Origin of the sequence: Pseudoalteromonas qingdaonensis (assembly GCF_038739665.1) — a bacterium.
GTDB classification, from domain to species: domain Bacteria; phylum Pseudomonadota; class Gammaproteobacteria; order Enterobacterales; family Alteromonadaceae; genus Pseudoalteromonas; species Pseudoalteromonas qingdaonensis.
The window spans coordinates 24547-41032 of the sequence record NZ_JBCGCU010000017.1 but is presented as its reverse complement, the minus strand read 5'-3'; the positions used below and the strand labels follow the sequence as shown (position 1 = coordinate 41032).

Sequence of the window (16486 nt, the reverse complement as noted above, 5' to 3'; positions counted from 1 at the left end):
TTCAGCCATGCCTCCACCTCTTCGCACAGCGAAGCTTTGCTTCGAACGCTCATCGCCCTCTAACAACTTCTAAGGAGCCTCCACATTTGCTTTTTTCTTGCCCGTGTTAGGTGACCAACGCATGCTTAAAAGTTGCTACCCAAGCTGCCTTAATTTGTGCTCAACGAGGGGATCGTCCGGTACCAGTTGCTGCGCTACTTTAAGCAGCTTGATGGCATCTTTTGGATGATCGTCTTGGTGCTTCACCGCGACATCAATGAGTGGTTGCACATCAATTTGTGCTTGATGCTCTTGCACGTGATTTTCTTTTTCATCGGCCAGTATTTGATGCGCGGTACTTAGCAGTGCCAAGCGGTGTGGCGAGTTACTATTGGCTCGGTTAAGAGACTGATAATAATCCTCTTTTAGGCGCAGCGTTTTGGTTTGCTGGCGAAACTTTTTTATATCCAGTTCTTGATGGTGCATGAAGTCCTTCGCCACCTGCTTATAAAAGCCAAACTTATTGAGGTAGCTAGCATGTGTGCCATGCCCCATACCATAGACACGAAGGTGGGTTAATGTTTGATAGCGTTTTGCGTGTTTACGGTCAATCTCATTGGTCGGATCGTAAATGATATAGCCTTTGGCATTTCCTAATTGAAGGTCGTGATAATCACCCTGCCAATCAAACTGCTGCGCAAGTTCCGTGCTGGAGCGGGTATCCCACGGCGCAATGGTGGTATTTTTAGTGCTCACCGGGTGCAGCAAGAGTACATAGTCTAGCTGCAATAGCTCGGAAAATGCGCCCACGGCAAACCCTCCACGACTTAAGCCATATCCGAGACGGGTAGAGAATGGCGTCAGCAAAGGCGCTAGCTGCTCTAAGAAGAAGATGAGGTTACGGCTGCGGAACCAGTTACTTTGACCTAAATGCTGAAAGGCAATGACATTCACTTGCTGCTTTTGCGCCAAGCGGTAGCCCCATGGAGCAAAATCCTTGTGTAAATCACTGGTTTGGTAGTTAGTTCCGGCAGGTGAAAATGCGAATAGCAGCGGTTTTTTAGGGTCGACTAAGTGATATTTAACATACACATCATCGAGTAAGTCGCAGCCCGTCATTGGTAGACGTTCGCGTTGCTCTGAAGGTGAAAGAGTCAGCCACTCATCCAGCCAATATAGTAACTTCATGCCATGCTCCCAGTAGGCCTCACGCCCACTGGCGCCAAGACAAACCCACAAAAAGCCCCGCATTGTAGCAAAAATGAGCGGCAATGAAAAACAAGGGGTTGTTGTCGAGCCATCGACTGTGATGGTTTTTGTAGGCTGGTGCTCTGCGCTGAGAGCGATGGTTATTGATAGATCTTGCCGCGGTGGGTGAGGGCGTTAAGAAAATAGTCCAGGGAACTATTTTTAGTAAGCGAGCGCCTTAAGCCTGCGCAAGGCTGGGGGGTGGAGGCATGGATGCCGTAACTTCGCCACGAACAGGAATGCCGCTTCAGGTACGAATTGCTTACACTCCTCTAACTAAGGCCTTCAAAGTCAATTGTTGCCGGACCGCCGACCTCGGGTCAGAGGAAATGCGCGCCCATTTCCTCTAACAACTCCTTGGGCGCCCGTGATTCGCAATTGCTTCCGAACTCAGGTTTTTGTTAAACGTTCCGCTTAGTCGTTGATGCGATTTAACAGCACATCCATGTGCTGGAAAATCTAGCTCGGCATCCAGCCTCGCTATCAACAACACACTCCACAACAAAACCCGATTTCTCCAGCGCGAATCAAAACGGGAAGCTCAATACCTGTGAGTTTGGAGCAATAAAGGTATTACTCTTAGTTTTGGAACGAATTCCAAGCTAACTTATTGTTTATTTGCAATTTATGTTAAGCAGGTGGCATACTGAATTTTCTATTCGGTTAAGCGTTAATCGTTTAGGGGTCTCCTATTTCACGGAAGAAGGCATATACAATGATAAAACAACTAACTATATCTGTTATTGCAGCAATTTCTATTTCTGGCTGTTCTCAATCAGTTCCTCCATGTGGCGATTCTGATTCAACGGAGTTAGTGAAACAAATAGCTAATGATGAAATGATAAATCAGCTTGGGGCAAAGACCGCTGAGCAATTCGAATATGATGTGATAGCAATTCGAACTACGCACACAAACGAGCAAACAGGTGCTCATGAATGCGCAGCTGAATTGGATATTTCTTCAACTATAACGGGTAAATCTGAAAGTATTCCTATTGAATATACCGTTGAGGCTACGGATGATGGCGAACACATTTATGTAAATGTATTTGGCCTGTGAGCTTTACTAGCTTAGTACTTGTGACGGTTTATACGAGTTAAGAAATAAAGGGGTTACCCATTAGCCTTGCTATGACCCCTTAGACTTGCTTTACCCCTTAAACTTTTTTGTCGGCGGCCAGAAAAAATCAATATGCCCGCAAGGCTGCTAGGTAACTGCTCCTGCGTTACCCTAGTACCGCCATCCATGGCGGCAAAGTCTCGCCTACAACCACAAACTCCAACCCACCTCAAGAACTCCGGTGTGTCAGTGAATTCCGCTTACATTGCATCCGAAAGGTGATACGAGAAGAGTAATCGCCCGCTGGACTGCGGGTGAAAACATGCCCAGTACAGGGATGTGCTGTGCATGTTGGTTACGTTCATTTCTCGTAGCGCGTTGAGGAAAGAATGCAATGTTGGGGCGCCTTGGGGTTCCAAGGGGTGGTTGGCGTAAACCACCCTTTGGGTGTCGTCGCCACCGCGGCAAGATCTATCAGTTACAACCGCAGTTGATGGCCAGACAAAATCAATATGTCCGCAAGGCTAAAGCCTCGCCTACAGTAAGTGGGTGTCGGCGCAAAGCACCTACAAACCGCCATAGTCGGCGGCCCGACGACCTAGAAAGGCTTACGCCTGACCTGCATGCATAGCAGCAATACTGTCACTTATCGACTGCCACAATCTAGCCGGCAGCAACTGCTGCAGATCCTGGTACAGGGCAACCAGCTCGTCCGTGTGCGCTAAAGCGTTGTCGCGCTGATGCACCAAGCCCTGCTCTTTAAGGCTGGCGATAAAGCTGGCCAGTACCTTCTTATCGAAGAATTCCGGGCTCTTAATGCCGTGCAAGGTGCCTAGACGATTGGCGACTACGGCGCCTTCTTTTTCCAGCTCAGATGGGCTCATATCGCCGCTTTGGCTTAATAAGCCTATAACTATGGCGTAGCGCAGCAGGGTGTGATGTGTCACCTTGCCGAGCATTTCCAGCGTGGCCTGGTTGTCACCCGCTTTGATCACTTTCAGTTGCTCGTCGTCTTGGCGAATAAGACCCTGTTGGGCAAAGCTGGCGATAATCTTGTCGATGTAGTCTTGGTTCAGCTCGGGCAGGAACCATTCCTTGGCAAACAAGGGGTAGAGGCGTTTAACCTGCGCCTTGCACTCGCTAAGTGTGATGCTGTGGTTGTTAAACAGCTGCTGGGCAATAACACTGGGCACGGCAAACAAATGCAGCACGTTATTGCGGTAGTAGTTAAACAGGGTGCGCTCTTTTTCTTCAATGGCGATGATGTCGCCAAACTGGTCGTTGACCACGTCAAACTTGTTCAGTGTTAATGCGTGCTCAAGCAGCTCGCTGCTGCTTTGCTGCGGCAGTGTCACCTGCTCACTAAGCGGCGCATCGCGGTGCAAGCGCAGGTAAAAATCCATTTGTTCCAACAACTGTGATTTACTGAGCGCAAACTGATCATTGGTCAGTAAGATGGTGGCCAGCAGGTTTACCGAGTTCAACGCCGCGGCGCTGTTGATATTCATCATGATTTCATCGGCCAGATTGCTGACCTGCTTACCCAGCCAGGCCGGCTTTTGCACATCCGTGGGATGTATGGCCTCGCGCCAGTTTGGCTGCTGTTCATTAAGGAACTGGTTGATATTGATGGGGGCGCCAAAGTTCACATTGCCGCGACCATAGTTCTTAAGGTTTTTAATGGCCTTAAAAATACCCAGCACCGACTCGTTCTTTTTATTGTCGCCGGCCAGCTCTTTTAAGTAGGTGTTGATCTCCATCACATGCTCATAGCCTATATACACAGGCACTATGCTGATGGGGCGGTCAATACCGCGCAGCATGGCCTGCAGGGTCATGGCCAGCATGCCGGTTTTTGGCGGCAACAGGCGACCGGTGCGGCTGCGCCCGCCTTCGGTGTAGAACTTCACCGAGTAACCTTTAATAAAGAGCTGGCTCAGGTATTCCTTAAACACCGCTGAGTAGAGCTTATTGCCACTGAAGGAGCGGCGAATAAAGAAGGCGCCGCTGCGGCGGAATATCGGCCCGGCGGGGAAGAAATTCAGATTAATACCGGCGGCGATATGCGGCGGCACCAGGCCCTGGTGATAAATCACATAGGTCAGCAGCAGGTAATCCATATGGCTGCGGTGACAGGGCACGTAAATAATCTCATGGCCCTTGTCGGTCAGTTCACGCACTTGCTCGGCGTAATTCACATCGATGCCGTTATAGAGCTTGTTCCACAGCCAGGTAAGAATGCGGTCGCCAACACGCACCATGGCATCCGAGTAGTGGGCGGCGATCTCATCGAGCAGGCGCAAGGCGTTTTGCCGCGCTTCTTCATGGCTCAAGCCCTTCGCCTGAGCCTCATCGGCGATGGCCTTTTTAATGGCGGGTGAGGCCAGTAGGGAATTAAACAGGGCCTCGCGAGAAGGTAGTTTGGGGCCGGTGGCGGCAAGCTTTTGACGACGGAAATGCACCCGGGCCACGCGCAGCAGTTTTTGCGGCAGCTCGTCCTTATCGCCCTTATCATGCACCAACTGCGTTAAATCCAGGGGCTGACTAAAGCGAATAAGGTTATCGCGACCGGAAAACAAGACCACAAAAAACTTGCGGAATCGGCTCGGCGTCAGGGAATGAGAGATTAGCGTGCCTAAGCCCGGCTTTTCTTTACCCGGGTTGCGGCCCCAAAGAATGGTGACCGGAATAATCTGGATTTTTTGTTGCGGTTGCTTGGCCAGAGCATCGAAAATCGCTTTACCCTGTTGCAGGGCGCAACTGGGACGGCTTTTATTGCCAAATAAAGGTGGTGGATTCTGAATACCGATAAAGCGCGGCAGCTCGGTGTCGGCCAGATTCTGCTCCTGAGTTGGGTCGGGTAAACCCAGTTTGCGGCAGACCTTCGCCAGGGCGGCGATATCAAGGCGCGAGTTTAAGCGGCCAATGTAGAAGGTCGGTACCGAGGTATCGAGCTCAAAGTCGGCGATCGGCTGCTGTGGCAGCACCTTGGACCTTACACAAATGGCATTTAAGCAACGGGCCAGAAAGTCGACGCTGCGGTTTAAAATCTTCATTTACTCTCACTCGCTTAACCACATTACCAAGGGGCAATAACAGATCAGGTAATGTCGAATACCAATTAATTAATATCTTGCGCAATACGGCGCGTTAAAAGCCGGGCCGGAACAGTTAAAAATTATTTATATAGAACAACTATATACCATAATCATTCCCTTGCTATCCCCAGCTTTTATCCGTCGCCATAGCAAGGGCGTTATTAACGCAATTGGTATCAGAAAACACAAAAAAGGTCGTAAATGATACCAAGTTATAACTGGACTGACCATTTCTGTAAGCGGGCTTTGCTCCTGACCTGAGCTTGTGACCCAAGGGTGACGCCTAACTTTATCGTCATGAAATATTGCCCAGTATATAAAACGACCAAACCTTAAGCCTGCTGTCAGTTAAAAATCTAGATAATTACGACTAATGGTTGCGATAAACGCACCAGGCTCGGTATTTAGTCGTATCCCTGGGGCTGAATTCTGTGTTACGGCAGGCAAGAAGGATGGATACAAGGCGTCTTGCCGGGTGCTTCGTCCTTCTTGTCCACCGTATCCACTTGCTATGCAAAAAACTGTTGCATTTATCACCAATCTCTCTATAATACGCAGACTTTCTTTGCCTTAGGTGTCTCACCAAGGACTTGGAAAGCTAGATATAGCTTGGATTTCAAGCATAAAACAGGAGCTCCGATTTGGAGCTCAATGGTAGAAAATAAAAGGACAACCGACTTCTTAGTAGTAAGTAAGTTTCGGTAGTTTTTTTATGCTCTTTTTAAATGCTCTTTTTATTGAGGTTTTAGAATGTCAAATCAACGCATTCGCATTCGCCTAAAAGCTTTTGACCACCGTTTGATTGACCAATCAACGGCGGAAATTGTGGAAACTGCGAAACGCACAGGTGCTCAGGTACGTGGTCCAATCCCACTTCCTACACGCAAAGAACGTTTCACTGTATTGATCTCTCCGCACGTTAACAAAGACGCGCGTGATCAGTACGAGATCCGCACCCACAAACGTCTGATCGACATCGTAGAACCAACAGACAAGACTGTAGACGCTCTAATGCGCCTAGACCTTGCTGCTGGTGTTGATGTTCAAATCAGCCTGGGTTAATCGGAAGATTAGAGAGGTTTTAGGAAAATGGCATTAGGTCTAGTCGGTCGTAAAGTGGGCATGACTCGTATCTTCACTGAAGATGGCGTATCTATCCCAGTAACCGTAATCGAAGCGACTCCTAACCGTGTTACGCAGATCAAATCTGACGCAACAGACGGTTATAACGCGCTTCAAGTAACCGCAGGCGAGAAAAAAGCTAGCCGTGTAAACAAACCAGCAGCGGGTCACTTCGCTAAAGCTGGCGTTGAAGCGGGTCGTGGTCTGTGGGAATTCCGTCTTAATGGCGGTGAAGGCGACTTCGAAGTTGGTAACGAAATCACTGTTGAAGTATTCAACGAAGTGACCAAAGTTGACGTTACCGGTACTTCTAAAGGTAAAGGTTTCCAAGGTGGTGTTAAGCGCTGGAACTTCAGCATGCAAGACGCTACACACGGTAACTCTTTGTCTCACCGTGCTCCTGGTTCAATCGGTCAAAACCAATCACCTGGTAAGGTGTTTAAAGGTAAGAAAATGGCCGGTCACATGGGTGCTGAGCGTGTAACTACTCAGAACCTTGAACTAGTACGTGTTGACGCTGAGCGTAATCTGCTTCTAGTTAAAGGTGCAGTACCTGGCGCTATCGGCGGTGACGTAATCGTTAAACCAGCTGTTAAAGCATAAGTCCTGGAGATTTAGTGATGGAATTAGCAATTAAAGACGCGTCAGGCGCTCTTGAAGTTTCCGAAGCTACTTTTGGACGTGAGTTTAACGAAGCATTAGTACACCAAGTAGTTGTTGCTTACGCGGCAGGTGCTCGTCAAGGTACTAAAGCTCAGAAGACACGTTCTGAAGTAAGCGGTGGCGGTAAGAAGCCATGGCGTCAAAAAGGTACTGGCCGTGCACGTGCTGGTACAATCCGTAGCCCAATCTGGCGCAGCGGTGGTGTGACTTTTGCAGCTAAGCCGCAAGATCACAGCCAAAAAGTTAACCGTAAGATGTATCGCGGTGCGATCAAGAGCATCTTATCTGAGCTTGTTCGTCAAGAGCGTTTAGTTGTAGTTGAGAACTTCGGTATCGAAGCTCCTAAGACTAAAGCCCTTGTAGCTAAGCTGAAAGAGCTTGAGCTTAAAGACGTACTAATCGTGACAGAAGAAGTAGAAGAGAATCTATTCCTTGCTGCACGTAACCTATACAAGGTTGACGTACGTGACGTAGCTGGCATCGACCCAGTAAGCCTAATCGCTTTCGATAAGGTTGTTATGACTAAGGGTGCTGTAAAGCAACTTGAGGAGGCGCTAGCATGATCCGTGAAGAACGTCTTTTAAAAGTAATCCTTGCTCCACATATCTCTGAGAAGAGCACTGTATCTGCTGAAGATAACAACACGATTGTTTTCAAAGTACTTAAAGATGCAACTAAAGCTGACGTTAAAGCAGCTGTAGAAAAGCTTTTCGAAGTAGAAGTAACTGGTGTTCGCACACTGAATGTTAAGGGTAAAACAAAGCGTACTGGTATGCGTTTCGGTCGTCGTAGCGACTGGAAGAAAGCCTACGTTACTCTTAAAGAAGGTAGCGAGCTAGACTTTGTCGGCGGCGCCGAGTAATAAGGGGAGTTAGAATTATGGCACTTCAAAAGTGTAAACCAACTTCTGCGGGTCGTCGTCACGTCGTTAAAGTGGTTAACCCTGATCTACACAAGGGTAAGCCATACGCTCCGCTTCTAGAGAAGAACTCTAAGACCGGTGGTCGTAACAACAAAGGTCGTATCACGGTTCGTCACATCGGTGGTGGTCACAAGCATCATTACCGTGTAATTGACTTTAAACGCACTAAAGATGGCATTCCAGCTAAAGTAGAGCGTCTAGAGTATGATCCAAACCGTAGCGCGAACATCGCCTTGGTTTGTTATGCCGACGGTGAGCGTCGTTACATCATCGCTCCTAAGGGTCTTAAAGCAGGTGATCAAATCCAGTCTGGTGTTGATGCACCAATCAAAGCTGGTAACACCTTACCTATGCGCAACATGCCTGTAGGTTCGACTGTACACAACGTAGAGCTTAAGCCTGGCAAAGGTGCACAGATTGCACGTTCTGCAGGCGCTTACGTACAAATCCTAGCACGTGAAGGTCAATACGTGACTCTACGTCTTCGTTCAGGCGAAGTTCGTAAAGTACTAGCTGACTGTCGCGCAACTCTAGGTGAAGTAGGTAATGCTGAGCACATGCTACGTTCACTTGGTAAAGCCGGTGCAAACCGCTGGCGTGGTATCCGTCCGACCGTTCGTGGTGTTGCCATGAACCCGGTAGATCACCCGCACGGTGGTGGTGAAGGTCGTACTTCTGGTGGTCGTCACCCTGTATCTCCATGGGGCGTACCTACCAAAGGTTACAAGACTCGTAAGAACAAGCGTACTGATAAGTTCATCGTACGTCGTCGTACTAAATAATAGTTGAGGAATAGCCATGCCACGTTCTCTCAAGAAAGGTCCATTTATTGACCTGCACTTGCTGAAGAAGGTAGAGAAAGCGTTGGAAAGCGGTGACAAGAAGCCAATTAAAACTTGGAGCCGTCGTTCAATGATCATACCTAACATGATCGGATTGACCATCGCTGTCCATAATGGTCGTCAGCACGTTCCTGTGTTTGTCACAGACGAAATGATCGGTCACAAACTGGGTGAATTCGCACCTACACGTACTTACCGCGGTCACGCTGCGGATAAGAAAGCTAAGAAACGTTAATCGGAGGTTATGATGGAAGCATTAGCTAAACACAAATTCGCCTCTGGTTCGGCGCAAAAAGCACGTCTAGTTGCAGACCAAATCCGTGGACTACCGGTAGATCGCGCCCTAGAAATCCTGGCGTACAGCCCTAAGAAAGCGGCTGCATTAGTTAAGAAAGTACTTGAGTCTGCTATTGCTAACGCAGAGCACAACGAAGGTGCTGACATTGATGAGCTTGTAGTAGCGAAAGTATTTGTAGACGAAGGTCCTACAATGAAACGCATCATGCCTCGTGCTAAAGGACGCGCAGACCGCATCCTTAAGCGTACAAGCCACATCACTGTTGTGGTTTCGGATAACTAGGAGATATAAGTAATGGGACAAAAAGTTCATCCTACTGGTATTCGCCTAGGTATCTCTAAACCTTGGGTTTCTACCTGGTACGCGAATACAAAAGATTACTCTGAGCAGCTTTTTGGCGATCACAAAGTACGTTCTTTCCTTACTAAGGAACTTAAGAACGCTTCTGTGGCTAAAATCGTTATCGAGCGCCCAGCTAAATCTATCCGTGTAACAATTCACACAGCTCGTCCTGGTGTTGTTATCGGTAAGAAAGGCGAAGACGTTGAAAAGCTACGTCAAGCTGTAACAAAAATCGCTGGTGTACCTGCGCAAATCAATATTGCGGAAGTGCGTAAGCCAGAGCTTGATGCACAACTAGTAGCTGACGGTATTGCGTCACAGCTAGAGCGTCGTGTTATGTTCCGTCGCGCTATGAAGCGTTCGGTACAAAACGCAATGCGCTTAGGTGCAAAGGGTATCAAAGTTGAAGTAAGCGGTCGTCTAGGCGGCGCAGAAATCGCACGTTCTGAGTGGTACCGTGAAGGTCGTGTACCTCTACACACTCTTCGTGCTGATATCGATTACGCAACTTCTGAAGCTGCAACCACTTACGGCATTATCGGTGTTAAAGTATGGATCTTCAAAGGCGAAGTTATTGGTGGTCTTCCACTAGTACAAGAGCAAGAGAAGCCTGCTAAACGTGGCCCGAAGAAAGCCAAGAAAAGTGCTAAGTAGGAGTAGCGAATAATGTTACAGCCAAAACGTACAAAATTCCGTAAGATGCACAAAGGCCGCAACCGTGGTCTAGCGCAAAACGGTAACAAAGTAAGCTTCGGTACTTTCGGTCTTAAGGCTACTGGTCGTGGCCGTATGACTGCTCGTCAAATCGAAGCAGCTCGTCGTGCTATGACACGTCACATCAAGCGTCAAGGTAAAATCTGGATCCGTGTATTCCCAGACAAGCCAATCACAAACAAACCGCTTGAAGTTCGTATGGGTAAAGGTAAAGGTTCTGTTGAATACTGGGTTGCTGAAATTCAGCCTGGTAAAGTACTTTACGAAATGGAAGGTGTTTCAGAAGAGCTTGCTCGTGAAGCATTCAACCTAGCGTCTCGTAAATTACCATTCAAAACCACTTTTGTAACTCGGACGGTGATGTAATGAAAGCTAGCGAACTTAAAGATAAAAGCGTAGAAGAGCTAAACGCTGAACTTATTGAGCTTCTTCGTGAGCAGTTTAACCTGCGCATGCAAGCGAGCACAGGTCAGCTAGCTCAATCTCATTTGCTACGTAAAGTACGTCGCGACATCGCGCGTGTTAAAACGGTTATTAACCAGAAGGCAGGTGCATAATGAGCGATAAGATCCGTACTCTACAAGGCCGTGTAATCAGCGACAAGATGGACAAGTCTTTCACTGTTGCTGTAGCCCGTTACGTGAAGCACCCTATCTATGGGAAATTCATCAAACGTACTACTAAATTGCACGTACATGATGAGAACAACACTGCCATGACTGGCGACACAGTTACTATCCGTGAATGTGCGCCTATCTCTAAGACTAAGTCTTGGACTTTGGTAGATGTTCTTGAGCGTCCTAAGAAAGCTTAATTTTTAATTAAGTCTATTTGGACCAAAAAAGCCCCGGCATTTGCTGGGGCTTTTTGTCATCTACACTTCATAAACTTGCTCTAGGATGCGCCCTCTATGGATGCGATGCGAGTAAGTGATTTTTGACGCCAACGAACCAATACTGATCATTGGCAATGCCCCCATCACCGAGGATATCAGTGCCGCGGTGGAAACCTATGCGCGGGTGGTACGTTTTAACTTTTGCGCCGGCATGCCCAGGCATCTTGATCGCAAATGCACGGATCTCTGGCTCAGTGGCCGTGGTCGCCAGGCCCATAAACTAGTGCACTCACACTTGGATATAGATGCTCAGCAACTGCAAAGTGTAGTTGTCACAGATCCAACCCCTAACCCGCTTACACAAAGGTGTTTTTGTCTCCTTGGCCGTCAAGGCAGCCTGGATCATGGTGAAGCCCTGGTGACTAAGTTTGCCCCAGCACACTCAAAAACAAGAATAACGGCGCTGGCCCGAAAGCAGCTGTTGACCGAGCTGTTGAGTTTAGGGCAGCCCGAGTGCAAACCCAAATGGCCAAGCTCAGGCACTCAGGCCATAGCGCATTTTGTCGCAACCGGGGCGCCGGTGCATATTACAGGCTTTGGCTTTCAAGGCTGGAAACGCCACCCCTGGTTACTGGAGCAACGTTATGTGGCCAAGCTGCAAGAGCAGGGCAAATTGAGCTATTTGTGTTAATGGCATAAAAAAGCCGTGCAGGGCACGGCTTAATCTGACTTAGGAGCGCAGCATTTGCCTCAGCACATACTGCAAAATGCCGCCGTGCTTGTAGTATTCCCATTCTTTCGGGGTGTCGATACGCACATCGACTCTAAACTTGGTTTGCTGCCCGTCCTCAGCGGTGGCGATAATTTCCAGCTCCTTGGCTTTATCGCACAGGCCGTTTATATCAAAGGTTTCCTTGCCGGTTAAGCCCAGCTCCTCATGGCCTTCACCCGCTTTAAACTGCAATGGCAGTACACCCATGCCAATGAGGTTGGAACGGTGAATGCGCTCATAACTCTTGGCGATCACCGCCTTAATACCAAGCAGGAGGGAGCCCTTGGCCGCCCAATCTCGCGATGAGCCGGTGCCGTATTCGGCCCCTGCTAACACCACTAAAGGCGTGCCTTGTTCTTGATACTGCATGGCCGCATCGTAAATGCTGGCCAGGTTATTTTCCGGCTGGGTCCTGGTAATGCCCCCTTCGGTGCCCGGTGCAAGCTGGTTACGCAGGCGCACATTGGCAAAGGTGCCGCGCATCATCACCTCATGGTTACCCCGGCGTGAGCCGTAGGAGTTAAAGTCTCCCTGTGAGACACCATGTGACAGCAAGTACTCGCCTGCTGGCGCATCCGCTTTGATCGAGCCCGCAGGAGAAATGTGGTCAGTGGTAACAGAATCTCCAAGCTTCGCTAAACAACGAGCACCAGAAATAGTGGGGATACCCGGCGGCTCCTTGCTCATGTCATCAAAGAATGGGGCTTTGCGAATATAGGTGGAGTCGTCGTTCCATTCATAGCGCTTGGCTTGCGGAATGGCGATACCACGCCAGCGTTCGTCACCCTTGTAGACATTCGCATAGCTCTTGGCGAACATATCCTTAGTTACGGTTGATTTCACCAGTTCCGCGACTTCGCTCACACTCGGCCAAATGTCTTTGAGGAAAACGTCGTTGCCATTTTTATCTTGAGTGAGTGGTTCATTGTACACGTCAATGTCAGTTCGACCTGCGAGTGCATAGGCCACCACCAGAGGCGGAGACGCTAGAAAGTTCATTTTCACATCTTGGTGAATTCGGCCTTCGAAGTTTCGGTTACCTGAGAGAATTGAGCTGACAATCAGCTTGTGATCGGTGATGGCTTTTTGAATCTCATCGGGTAGTGGGCCGGAGTTACCGATGCAAGTGGTGCAGCCATATCCCACCAAATTAAAACCAAGGGCTTCAAGATCATCCATCAGCTCGGCTTTTTGCAGGTAATCGGTAACCACTTGCGAGCCCGGAGCTAAGGATGTTTTCACCCAAGGTTTAACATTGAGACCCAGTTCGTTCGCTTTTTTCGCGACTAACCCCGCTGCGAGAATAACGCTGGGGTTCGACGTATTGGTGCAGCTAGTGATTGCGGCGATGACGCAGGCACCATCGCTTAACTCGAATTCTTCACCCTTGTAGTTTACCTTGGCAACACCGGTGACCTCAGGTTCAGTTTTAGACTGCTTCGGCTGGCCGCCTTCGGAAACGATGCGAGCTTCGTCTTCAACTTCCAATGCTTTCTTCTCTGCACGTTCATCTTGAAAGCCGCGCAGGTGTTTGGTGATGGTGTCACCCGCTTCATTGAGCGGAATGCGGTCTTGTGGGCGTTTTGGCCCTGCTAAGCTGGGTACAACGTCACCTAAGTCGAGCTCCAAGGTGTCGGTATACATAGGTTCGTCGCCTGGCTCTCGCCACATGCCTTGATGTTTGGCGTAAGACTCAATGAGTTCGATTTGCTCATCGCTGCGATTTGTGAGCTTAAGGTACTCTAGTGTTTCTTGATCAATTGGGAAGATACCGCAGGTGGCACCATATTCTGGTGCCATATTAGCGATAGTCGCGCGGTCAGCGAGCGGTAAATCTGCTAGGCCGTCACCGTAAAACTCCACAAATTTACCTACGACACCTTTTTCACGCAGCATCTGGGTGACGGTTAACACTAGGTCCGTCGCCGTCGTACCTTCAGGTAGCGCGCCTTTAAGCTTAAAGCCGATCACTTGTGGTATCAGCAAACTAATGGGTTGGCCGAGCATGGCGGCTTCGGCTTCAATCCCACCTACACCCCAGCCTAAAATACCAAGGCCATTGATCATGGTGGTGTGAGAGTCCGTGCCCACTAGGCTATCTGGGTAGGCAAAGGTATTGCCGTTGACGTCGTTTTCAAAAACAACTCGGGCGAGGTATTCCAAGTTTACTTGGTGCACAATGCCTGTTGCGGGGGGTACAACCTTTAAATTATCGAAGGCGGTTTGTCCCCAACGTAAGAATTCATAACGTTCTTTATTGCGCTCATATTCCAACTTAGCATTGAGATCGAAGGCACCGTCTTGGCCATAGCTATCTACTTGGACGGAGTGATCAATAACCAACTCAGCTGGTGACAGTGGGTTAATCTTACTGGGATCGCCACCGAGCTTTTCCATGGCGTCGCGCATGGCGGCTAAGTCCACTATAGCGGGCACCCCAGTGAAGTCCTGCATTACCACGCGTGCCGGCGTAAAGGAGACTTCCTTGCTCGGTTCAGCGTCTGGTTGCCAATCAAGCAGCGCTTGGATATCGTCCTTGTCTATGTTCTCGCCATCTTCATGACGCAGCAGGTTTTCCAATAAAATCTTTAACGAGAAAGGCAGGCGCTTGGCTTTATCGCCCAAGCTTGCTAACGAGTGAATATGATATTGCTTGGTGTTGACGGTAAGTTGTGCAAGCGTGTTAAAGCTGTTATTCATTCAAGACCCCTTTTGCTCTTGGCGCATGACACAATCGCACAGTGCGATTATTTGATGCGTAAAGTTCCTTGCGGCTGAATTTTAGCCACATCTAAGAGTTTGGGGGAAAGTGTAGCTTTTTCAACCTCTGAGAGAGGTCATTTTTTACCCGCCCTGGGTGGGCGGGGAATGGATTAACCGAATGAAATGGGTTTACGGCCGGTATTTTCGTCGCGGTTAGAGGTTTTCTTCTTGGCCTTTTCGGCTGCAGCGGGTTTCGCTGCTTGCTTCGCCGGTGCCGCTTGTTTTGCTTTGGGAGCTTTTGGCGCCGGGGCTTTATGCTGCTCGCGCTGTACCATGTTTTGTGCAGCGCTCATTAAAAAGGTGTCGCCGTCGAAATGCACCGTATCACCGGTATAGATTTTTTTGCGCTTTTGCGTACACAATTCGCCGTTAACGCCTACATAACCGTCGGCGATCAATAACTTGGCATGACCACCGCCCTCGGCGAGATCGAGCACCTTAAGTAGCTTACAAAGCTCTATGGGTTCTTCTTCAAGTTCAACTTCAATAATATCGTCGTGCATGCTGTTCGGGCGCTTGTTGCCTAGTTAGCGGCCATTATACCCCAAGCTTGGCGGCAAACATCGCAAAAAGACAAAACTTTTGTCGCTGCCGGCAGTCCAATTCATAAATTTGTCATACAAAAGCCTACAATAGGGGCCTGGTCGGGACGAGCGGCCAGCCAAGCTGTATAGGAGAATAAGATGGGTGCAAGACAAGCGGTTTTTGAGGAATTTTTAGGCCATAAATATGCACATCATTGCAGTGCCGAGCAGGTGCGCACAGCCATTACCGAGGCTATTAAGCTTTTAGGTGCGCATGGCGAGCAAGATAGTGAGCGATACTTTGCACTGCTATCGCGCTTTAACGATAACCATAGCCGTATTCTCTACCAGGGTCGCAGCGGCGAACCCTTTTTGGAGTTTTGCCAGCATAAGCTGTTTAAAGAAATTACTTATGATAAGAGCAGTGTACAGGCCTGGGCCCAAGGTCTTGGCCTTGAACTAACCCTGTAAAGGACACCCCGAGAATTAAAAAAGCAGCCTAGGCTGCTTTTTTAATTTTTGCTCAACCGCTTAGGATTGCAGCGCGCTGACAATAAAGAAAGGATTGAGATAGCTTTCTTTTTGATTATATTTAAGAGGCGCTCCGTCAACAGTGGTCACAGTGGCACCAGCGATGGTCGCAACCGCGTGGCCAGCACCTGTATCCCACTCGCTGGTCGGCCCTAAACGCGGGTAAATATCGGCGGCGCCTTCGGCTACCAAGCACAGCTTCAGCGAGCTGCCCTTGGGCACCATATCCACTTCGTCAAACTGCTTTAGGTAGTTGGCCAGTTGCTCAGACGAGTGTGAGCGACTGCCGACCACGCGGATCACGCCCTTATTTTCCTTCTTAGTCACCTTCAGCTCGATGCGCGCTTCGCCGACCTGCTTAAAGGCGCCTATATCCTGGGTGGCCAGATAGGTGACCCCGAGTGCCGGGGCATCGACTACGCCCAGTACCGGCACGCCGTTTTCAATGAGGGCGATATTAATGGTGAATTCGCCGTTTTTCTTGATAAATTCCTTGGTGCCGTCAATGGGATCAACCAGCCAGTAACATTGCCATTGTTGGCGCTCTTGCCAGCTAATGGCGGCGCTCTCTTCACTCAGTACCGGCAGTTTAGGCGTGATTTTCTCCAGCCCGCTCAGAATTACCCTGTGCGCGGCTAAATCGGCATCTGTGACCGGACTTTTATCGTCCTTATACTCGACGTTAAAGTCCTTGTTGTAGATGCGCATGGCCGCTTGTCCGGCGTCTTGCGCCAGTTGCACTATCTGTTCGAGCAGTTCTGGAGAAGTCATTG

General features: G+C 49.1%; 19 protein-coding genes. 14 read left to right on the top strand and 5 right to left on the bottom strand.

What is annotated here, in order from left to right:
• Positions 1 to 135: 135 nt before the first annotated feature.
• A complete protein-coding gene (locus tag WCN91_RS13280; RefSeq protein ID WP_342679817.1) occupies positions 136 to 1167 on the bottom strand; it encodes a cytosolic protein in 1032 nt (343 codons plus the stop codon).
• A gap of 775 nt (positions 1168 to 1942) precedes the next feature.
• Between WCN91_RS13280 and WCN91_RS13275 the strand changes: the two genes are divergently transcribed.
• Positions 1943 to 2287, top strand: coding sequence for a hypothetical protein (locus WCN91_RS13275; RefSeq protein WP_342679815.1), 345 nt, complete (start codon positions 1943 to 1945; stop codon positions 2285 to 2287).
• A 608-nt stretch (positions 2288 to 2895) separates the two neighbouring features.
• On the opposite strand, the gene plsB is transcribed toward WCN91_RS13275, so the two are convergent.
• A complete protein-coding gene (gene plsB / locus WCN91_RS13270; protein ID WP_342679813.1) occupies positions 2896 to 5343 on the bottom strand; it encodes a glycerol-3-phosphate 1-O-acyltransferase PlsB in 2448 nt (815 codons plus the stop codon).
• A 792-nt stretch (positions 5344 to 6135) separates the two neighbouring features.
• On the opposite strand from plsB, the gene rpsJ reads away from it, so the two are divergent.
• The 12 genes from rpsJ to WCN91_RS13210 all read left to right on the top strand — a co-directional run bounded on the left by rpsJ (position 6136) and on the right by WCN91_RS13210 (position 11814).
• A complete protein-coding gene (gene rpsJ / locus WCN91_RS13265) occupies positions 6136 to 6447 on the top strand; it encodes a 30S ribosomal protein S10 (RefSeq protein WP_010376390.1) in 312 nt (103 codons plus the stop codon).
• Positions 6448 to 6474: 27 nt separating this feature from the next.
• Entirely contained in the window at positions 6475 to 7110 is a 636-nt protein-coding gene (rplC, locus tag WCN91_RS13260) for a 50S ribosomal protein L3 (RefSeq protein WP_105215016.1), read from the top strand.
• A 17-nt stretch (positions 7111 to 7127) separates the two neighbouring features.
• A complete protein-coding gene (gene rplD, locus WCN91_RS13255) occupies positions 7128 to 7733 on the top strand; it encodes a 50S ribosomal protein L4 (protein ID WP_105189381.1) in 606 nt (201 codons plus the stop codon).
• A complete protein-coding gene (gene rplW / locus WCN91_RS13250) occupies positions 7730 to 8032 on the top strand; it encodes a 50S ribosomal protein L23 (RefSeq protein ID WP_105199951.1) in 303 nt (100 codons plus the stop codon). Before rplD ends, rplW begins: the two co-directional genes overlap by 4 nt.
• Positions 8033 to 8049: 17 nt before the next feature.
• A complete protein-coding gene (rplB, locus tag WCN91_RS13245; RefSeq protein ID WP_105189379.1) occupies positions 8050 to 8874 on the top strand; it encodes a 50S ribosomal protein L2 in 825 nt (274 codons plus the stop codon).
• A gap of 16 nt (positions 8875 to 8890) precedes the next feature.
• Positions 8891 to 9169, top strand: a complete 279-nt coding sequence (gene rpsS / locus WCN91_RS13240) for a 30S ribosomal protein S19 (protein ID WP_010367084.1) — start codon at positions 8891 to 8893, stop codon at positions 9167 to 9169.
• 12 nt (positions 9170 to 9181) lie between these two features.
• Positions 9182 to 9514, top strand: coding sequence for a 50S ribosomal protein L22 (gene rplV, locus WCN91_RS13235; RefSeq protein WP_105189398.1), 333 nt, complete (start codon positions 9182 to 9184; stop codon positions 9512 to 9514).
• Positions 9515 to 9526: 12 nt separating this feature from the next.
• The gene (gene rpsC / locus WCN91_RS13230; RefSeq protein ID WP_342679800.1) at positions 9527 to 10228 is read left to right on the top strand and encodes a 30S ribosomal protein S3; all 702 of its coding nucleotides are present in this window, start codon (positions 9527 to 9529) and stop codon (positions 10226 to 10228) included.
• 12 nt (positions 10229 to 10240) lie between these two features.
• The gene (gene rplP, locus WCN91_RS13225) at positions 10241 to 10654 is read left to right on the top strand and encodes a 50S ribosomal protein L16 (RefSeq protein ID WP_105199949.1); all 414 of its coding nucleotides are present in this window, start codon (positions 10241 to 10243) and stop codon (positions 10652 to 10654) included.
• Positions 10654 to 10845, top strand: a complete 192-nt coding sequence (gene rpmC, locus WCN91_RS13220; protein WP_105189377.1) for a 50S ribosomal protein L29 — start codon at positions 10654 to 10656, stop codon at positions 10843 to 10845. The genes rplP and rpmC overlap by 1 nt, the downstream gene beginning before the upstream one ends.
• The gene (gene rpsQ / locus WCN91_RS13215) at positions 10845 to 11102 is read left to right on the top strand and encodes a 30S ribosomal protein S17 (RefSeq protein WP_342679795.1); all 258 of its coding nucleotides are present in this window, start codon (positions 10845 to 10847) and stop codon (positions 11100 to 11102) included. The genes rpmC and rpsQ overlap by 1 nt, the downstream gene beginning before the upstream one ends.
• A 115-nt stretch (positions 11103 to 11217) precedes the next feature.
• Positions 11218 to 11814, top strand: coding sequence for a hypothetical protein (locus WCN91_RS13210; RefSeq protein WP_342679793.1), 597 nt, complete (start codon positions 11218 to 11220; stop codon positions 11812 to 11814).
• Between the two features lie 39 nt (positions 11815 to 11853).
• On the opposite strand, the gene acnA is transcribed toward WCN91_RS13210, so the two are convergent.
• Complete coding sequence (gene acnA / locus WCN91_RS13205) at positions 11854 to 14595, bottom strand: aconitate hydratase AcnA (RefSeq protein ID WP_342679791.1); 2742 nt, start codon at positions 14593 to 14595, stop codon at positions 11854 to 11856.
• Positions 14596 to 14768: 173 nt separating this feature from the next.
• Positions 14769 to 15161 carry an RNA-binding S4 domain-containing protein gene (locus WCN91_RS13200; RefSeq protein WP_342679789.1) on the bottom strand — a complete coding sequence of 131 codons (393 nt, stop codon included), beginning with the start codon at positions 15159 to 15161 and terminating at the stop codon, positions 14769 to 14771.
• A gap of 180 nt (positions 15162 to 15341) precedes the next feature.
• Here WCN91_RS13200 and WCN91_RS13195 point away from each other — a divergent pair, with 180 nt between their 5' ends.
• Positions 15342 to 15653, top strand: coding sequence for a hypothetical protein (locus tag WCN91_RS13195; RefSeq protein WP_342679787.1), 312 nt, complete (start codon positions 15342 to 15344; stop codon positions 15651 to 15653).
• A 60-nt stretch (positions 15654 to 15713) separates the two neighbouring features.
• On the opposite strand, the gene cysQ is transcribed toward WCN91_RS13195, so the two are convergent.
• Complete coding sequence (gene cysQ / locus WCN91_RS13190; protein ID WP_342679785.1) at positions 15714 to 16484, bottom strand: 3'(2'),5'-bisphosphate nucleotidase CysQ; 771 nt, start codon at positions 16482 to 16484, stop codon at positions 15714 to 15716.
• Between the last annotated feature and the right edge of the window lie 2 nt (positions 16485 to 16486).

Bases quoted from the DNA above. Each gene is read 5' to 3' on its own strand.
- rpsQ (WP_342679795.1), top strand. From the start codon at position 10,845: ATGAGCGATAAGATCCGTACTCTACAAGGCCGTGTAATCAGCGACAAG.
- rpsS (WP_010367084.1), top strand. From the start codon at position 8,891: ATGCCACGTTCTCTCAAGAAAGGTCCATTTATTGACCTGCACTTGCTG.
- WCN91_RS13275 (WP_342679815.1), top strand. From the start codon at position 1,943: ATGATAAAACAACTAACTATATCTGTTATTGCAGCAATTTCTATTTCT.
- rplW (WP_105199951.1), top strand. From the start codon at position 7,730: ATGATCCGTGAAGAACGTCTTTTAAAAGTAATCCTTGCTCCACATATC.
- rplB (WP_105189379.1), top strand. From the start codon at position 8,050: ATGGCACTTCAAAAGTGTAAACCAACTTCTGCGGGTCGTCGTCACGTC.
- cysQ (WP_342679785.1), bottom strand. From the start codon at position 16,484: ATGACTTCTCCAGAACTGCTCGAACAGATAGTGCAACTGGCGCAAGAC.
- rpsJ (WP_010376390.1), top strand. From the start codon at position 6,136: ATGTCAAATCAACGCATTCGCATTCGCCTAAAAGCTTTTGACCACCGT.
- rplV (WP_105189398.1), top strand. From the start codon at position 9,182: ATGGAAGCATTAGCTAAACACAAATTCGCCTCTGGTTCGGCGCAAAAA.
- WCN91_RS13200 (WP_342679789.1), bottom strand. From the start codon at position 15,161: ATGCACGACGATATTATTGAAGTTGAACTTGAAGAAGAACCCATAGAG.
- WCN91_RS13195 (WP_342679787.1), top strand. From the start codon at position 15,342: ATGGGTGCAAGACAAGCGGTTTTTGAGGAATTTTTAGGCCATAAATAT.
- rpsC (WP_342679800.1), top strand. From the start codon at position 9,527: ATGGGACAAAAAGTTCATCCTACTGGTATTCGCCTAGGTATCTCTAAA.
- rplC (WP_105215016.1), top strand. From the start codon at position 6,475: ATGGCATTAGGTCTAGTCGGTCGTAAAGTGGGCATGACTCGTATCTTC.
- acnA (WP_342679791.1), bottom strand. From the start codon at position 14,595: ATGAATAACAGCTTTAACACGCTTGCACAACTTACCGTCAACACCAAG.
- rpmC (WP_105189377.1), top strand. From the start codon at position 10,654: ATGAAAGCTAGCGAACTTAAAGATAAAAGCGTAGAAGAGCTAAACGCT.
- WCN91_RS13280 (WP_342679817.1), bottom strand. From the start codon at position 1,167: ATGAAGTTACTATATTGGCTGGATGAGTGGCTGACTCTTTCACCTTCA.
- plsB (WP_342679813.1), bottom strand. From the start codon at position 5,343: ATGAAGATTTTAAACCGCAGCGTCGACTTTCTGGCCCGTTGCTTAAAT.
- rplD (WP_105189381.1), top strand. From the start codon at position 7,128: ATGGAATTAGCAATTAAAGACGCGTCAGGCGCTCTTGAAGTTTCCGAA.
- rplP (WP_105199949.1), top strand. From the start codon at position 10,241: ATGTTACAGCCAAAACGTACAAAATTCCGTAAGATGCACAAAGGCCGC.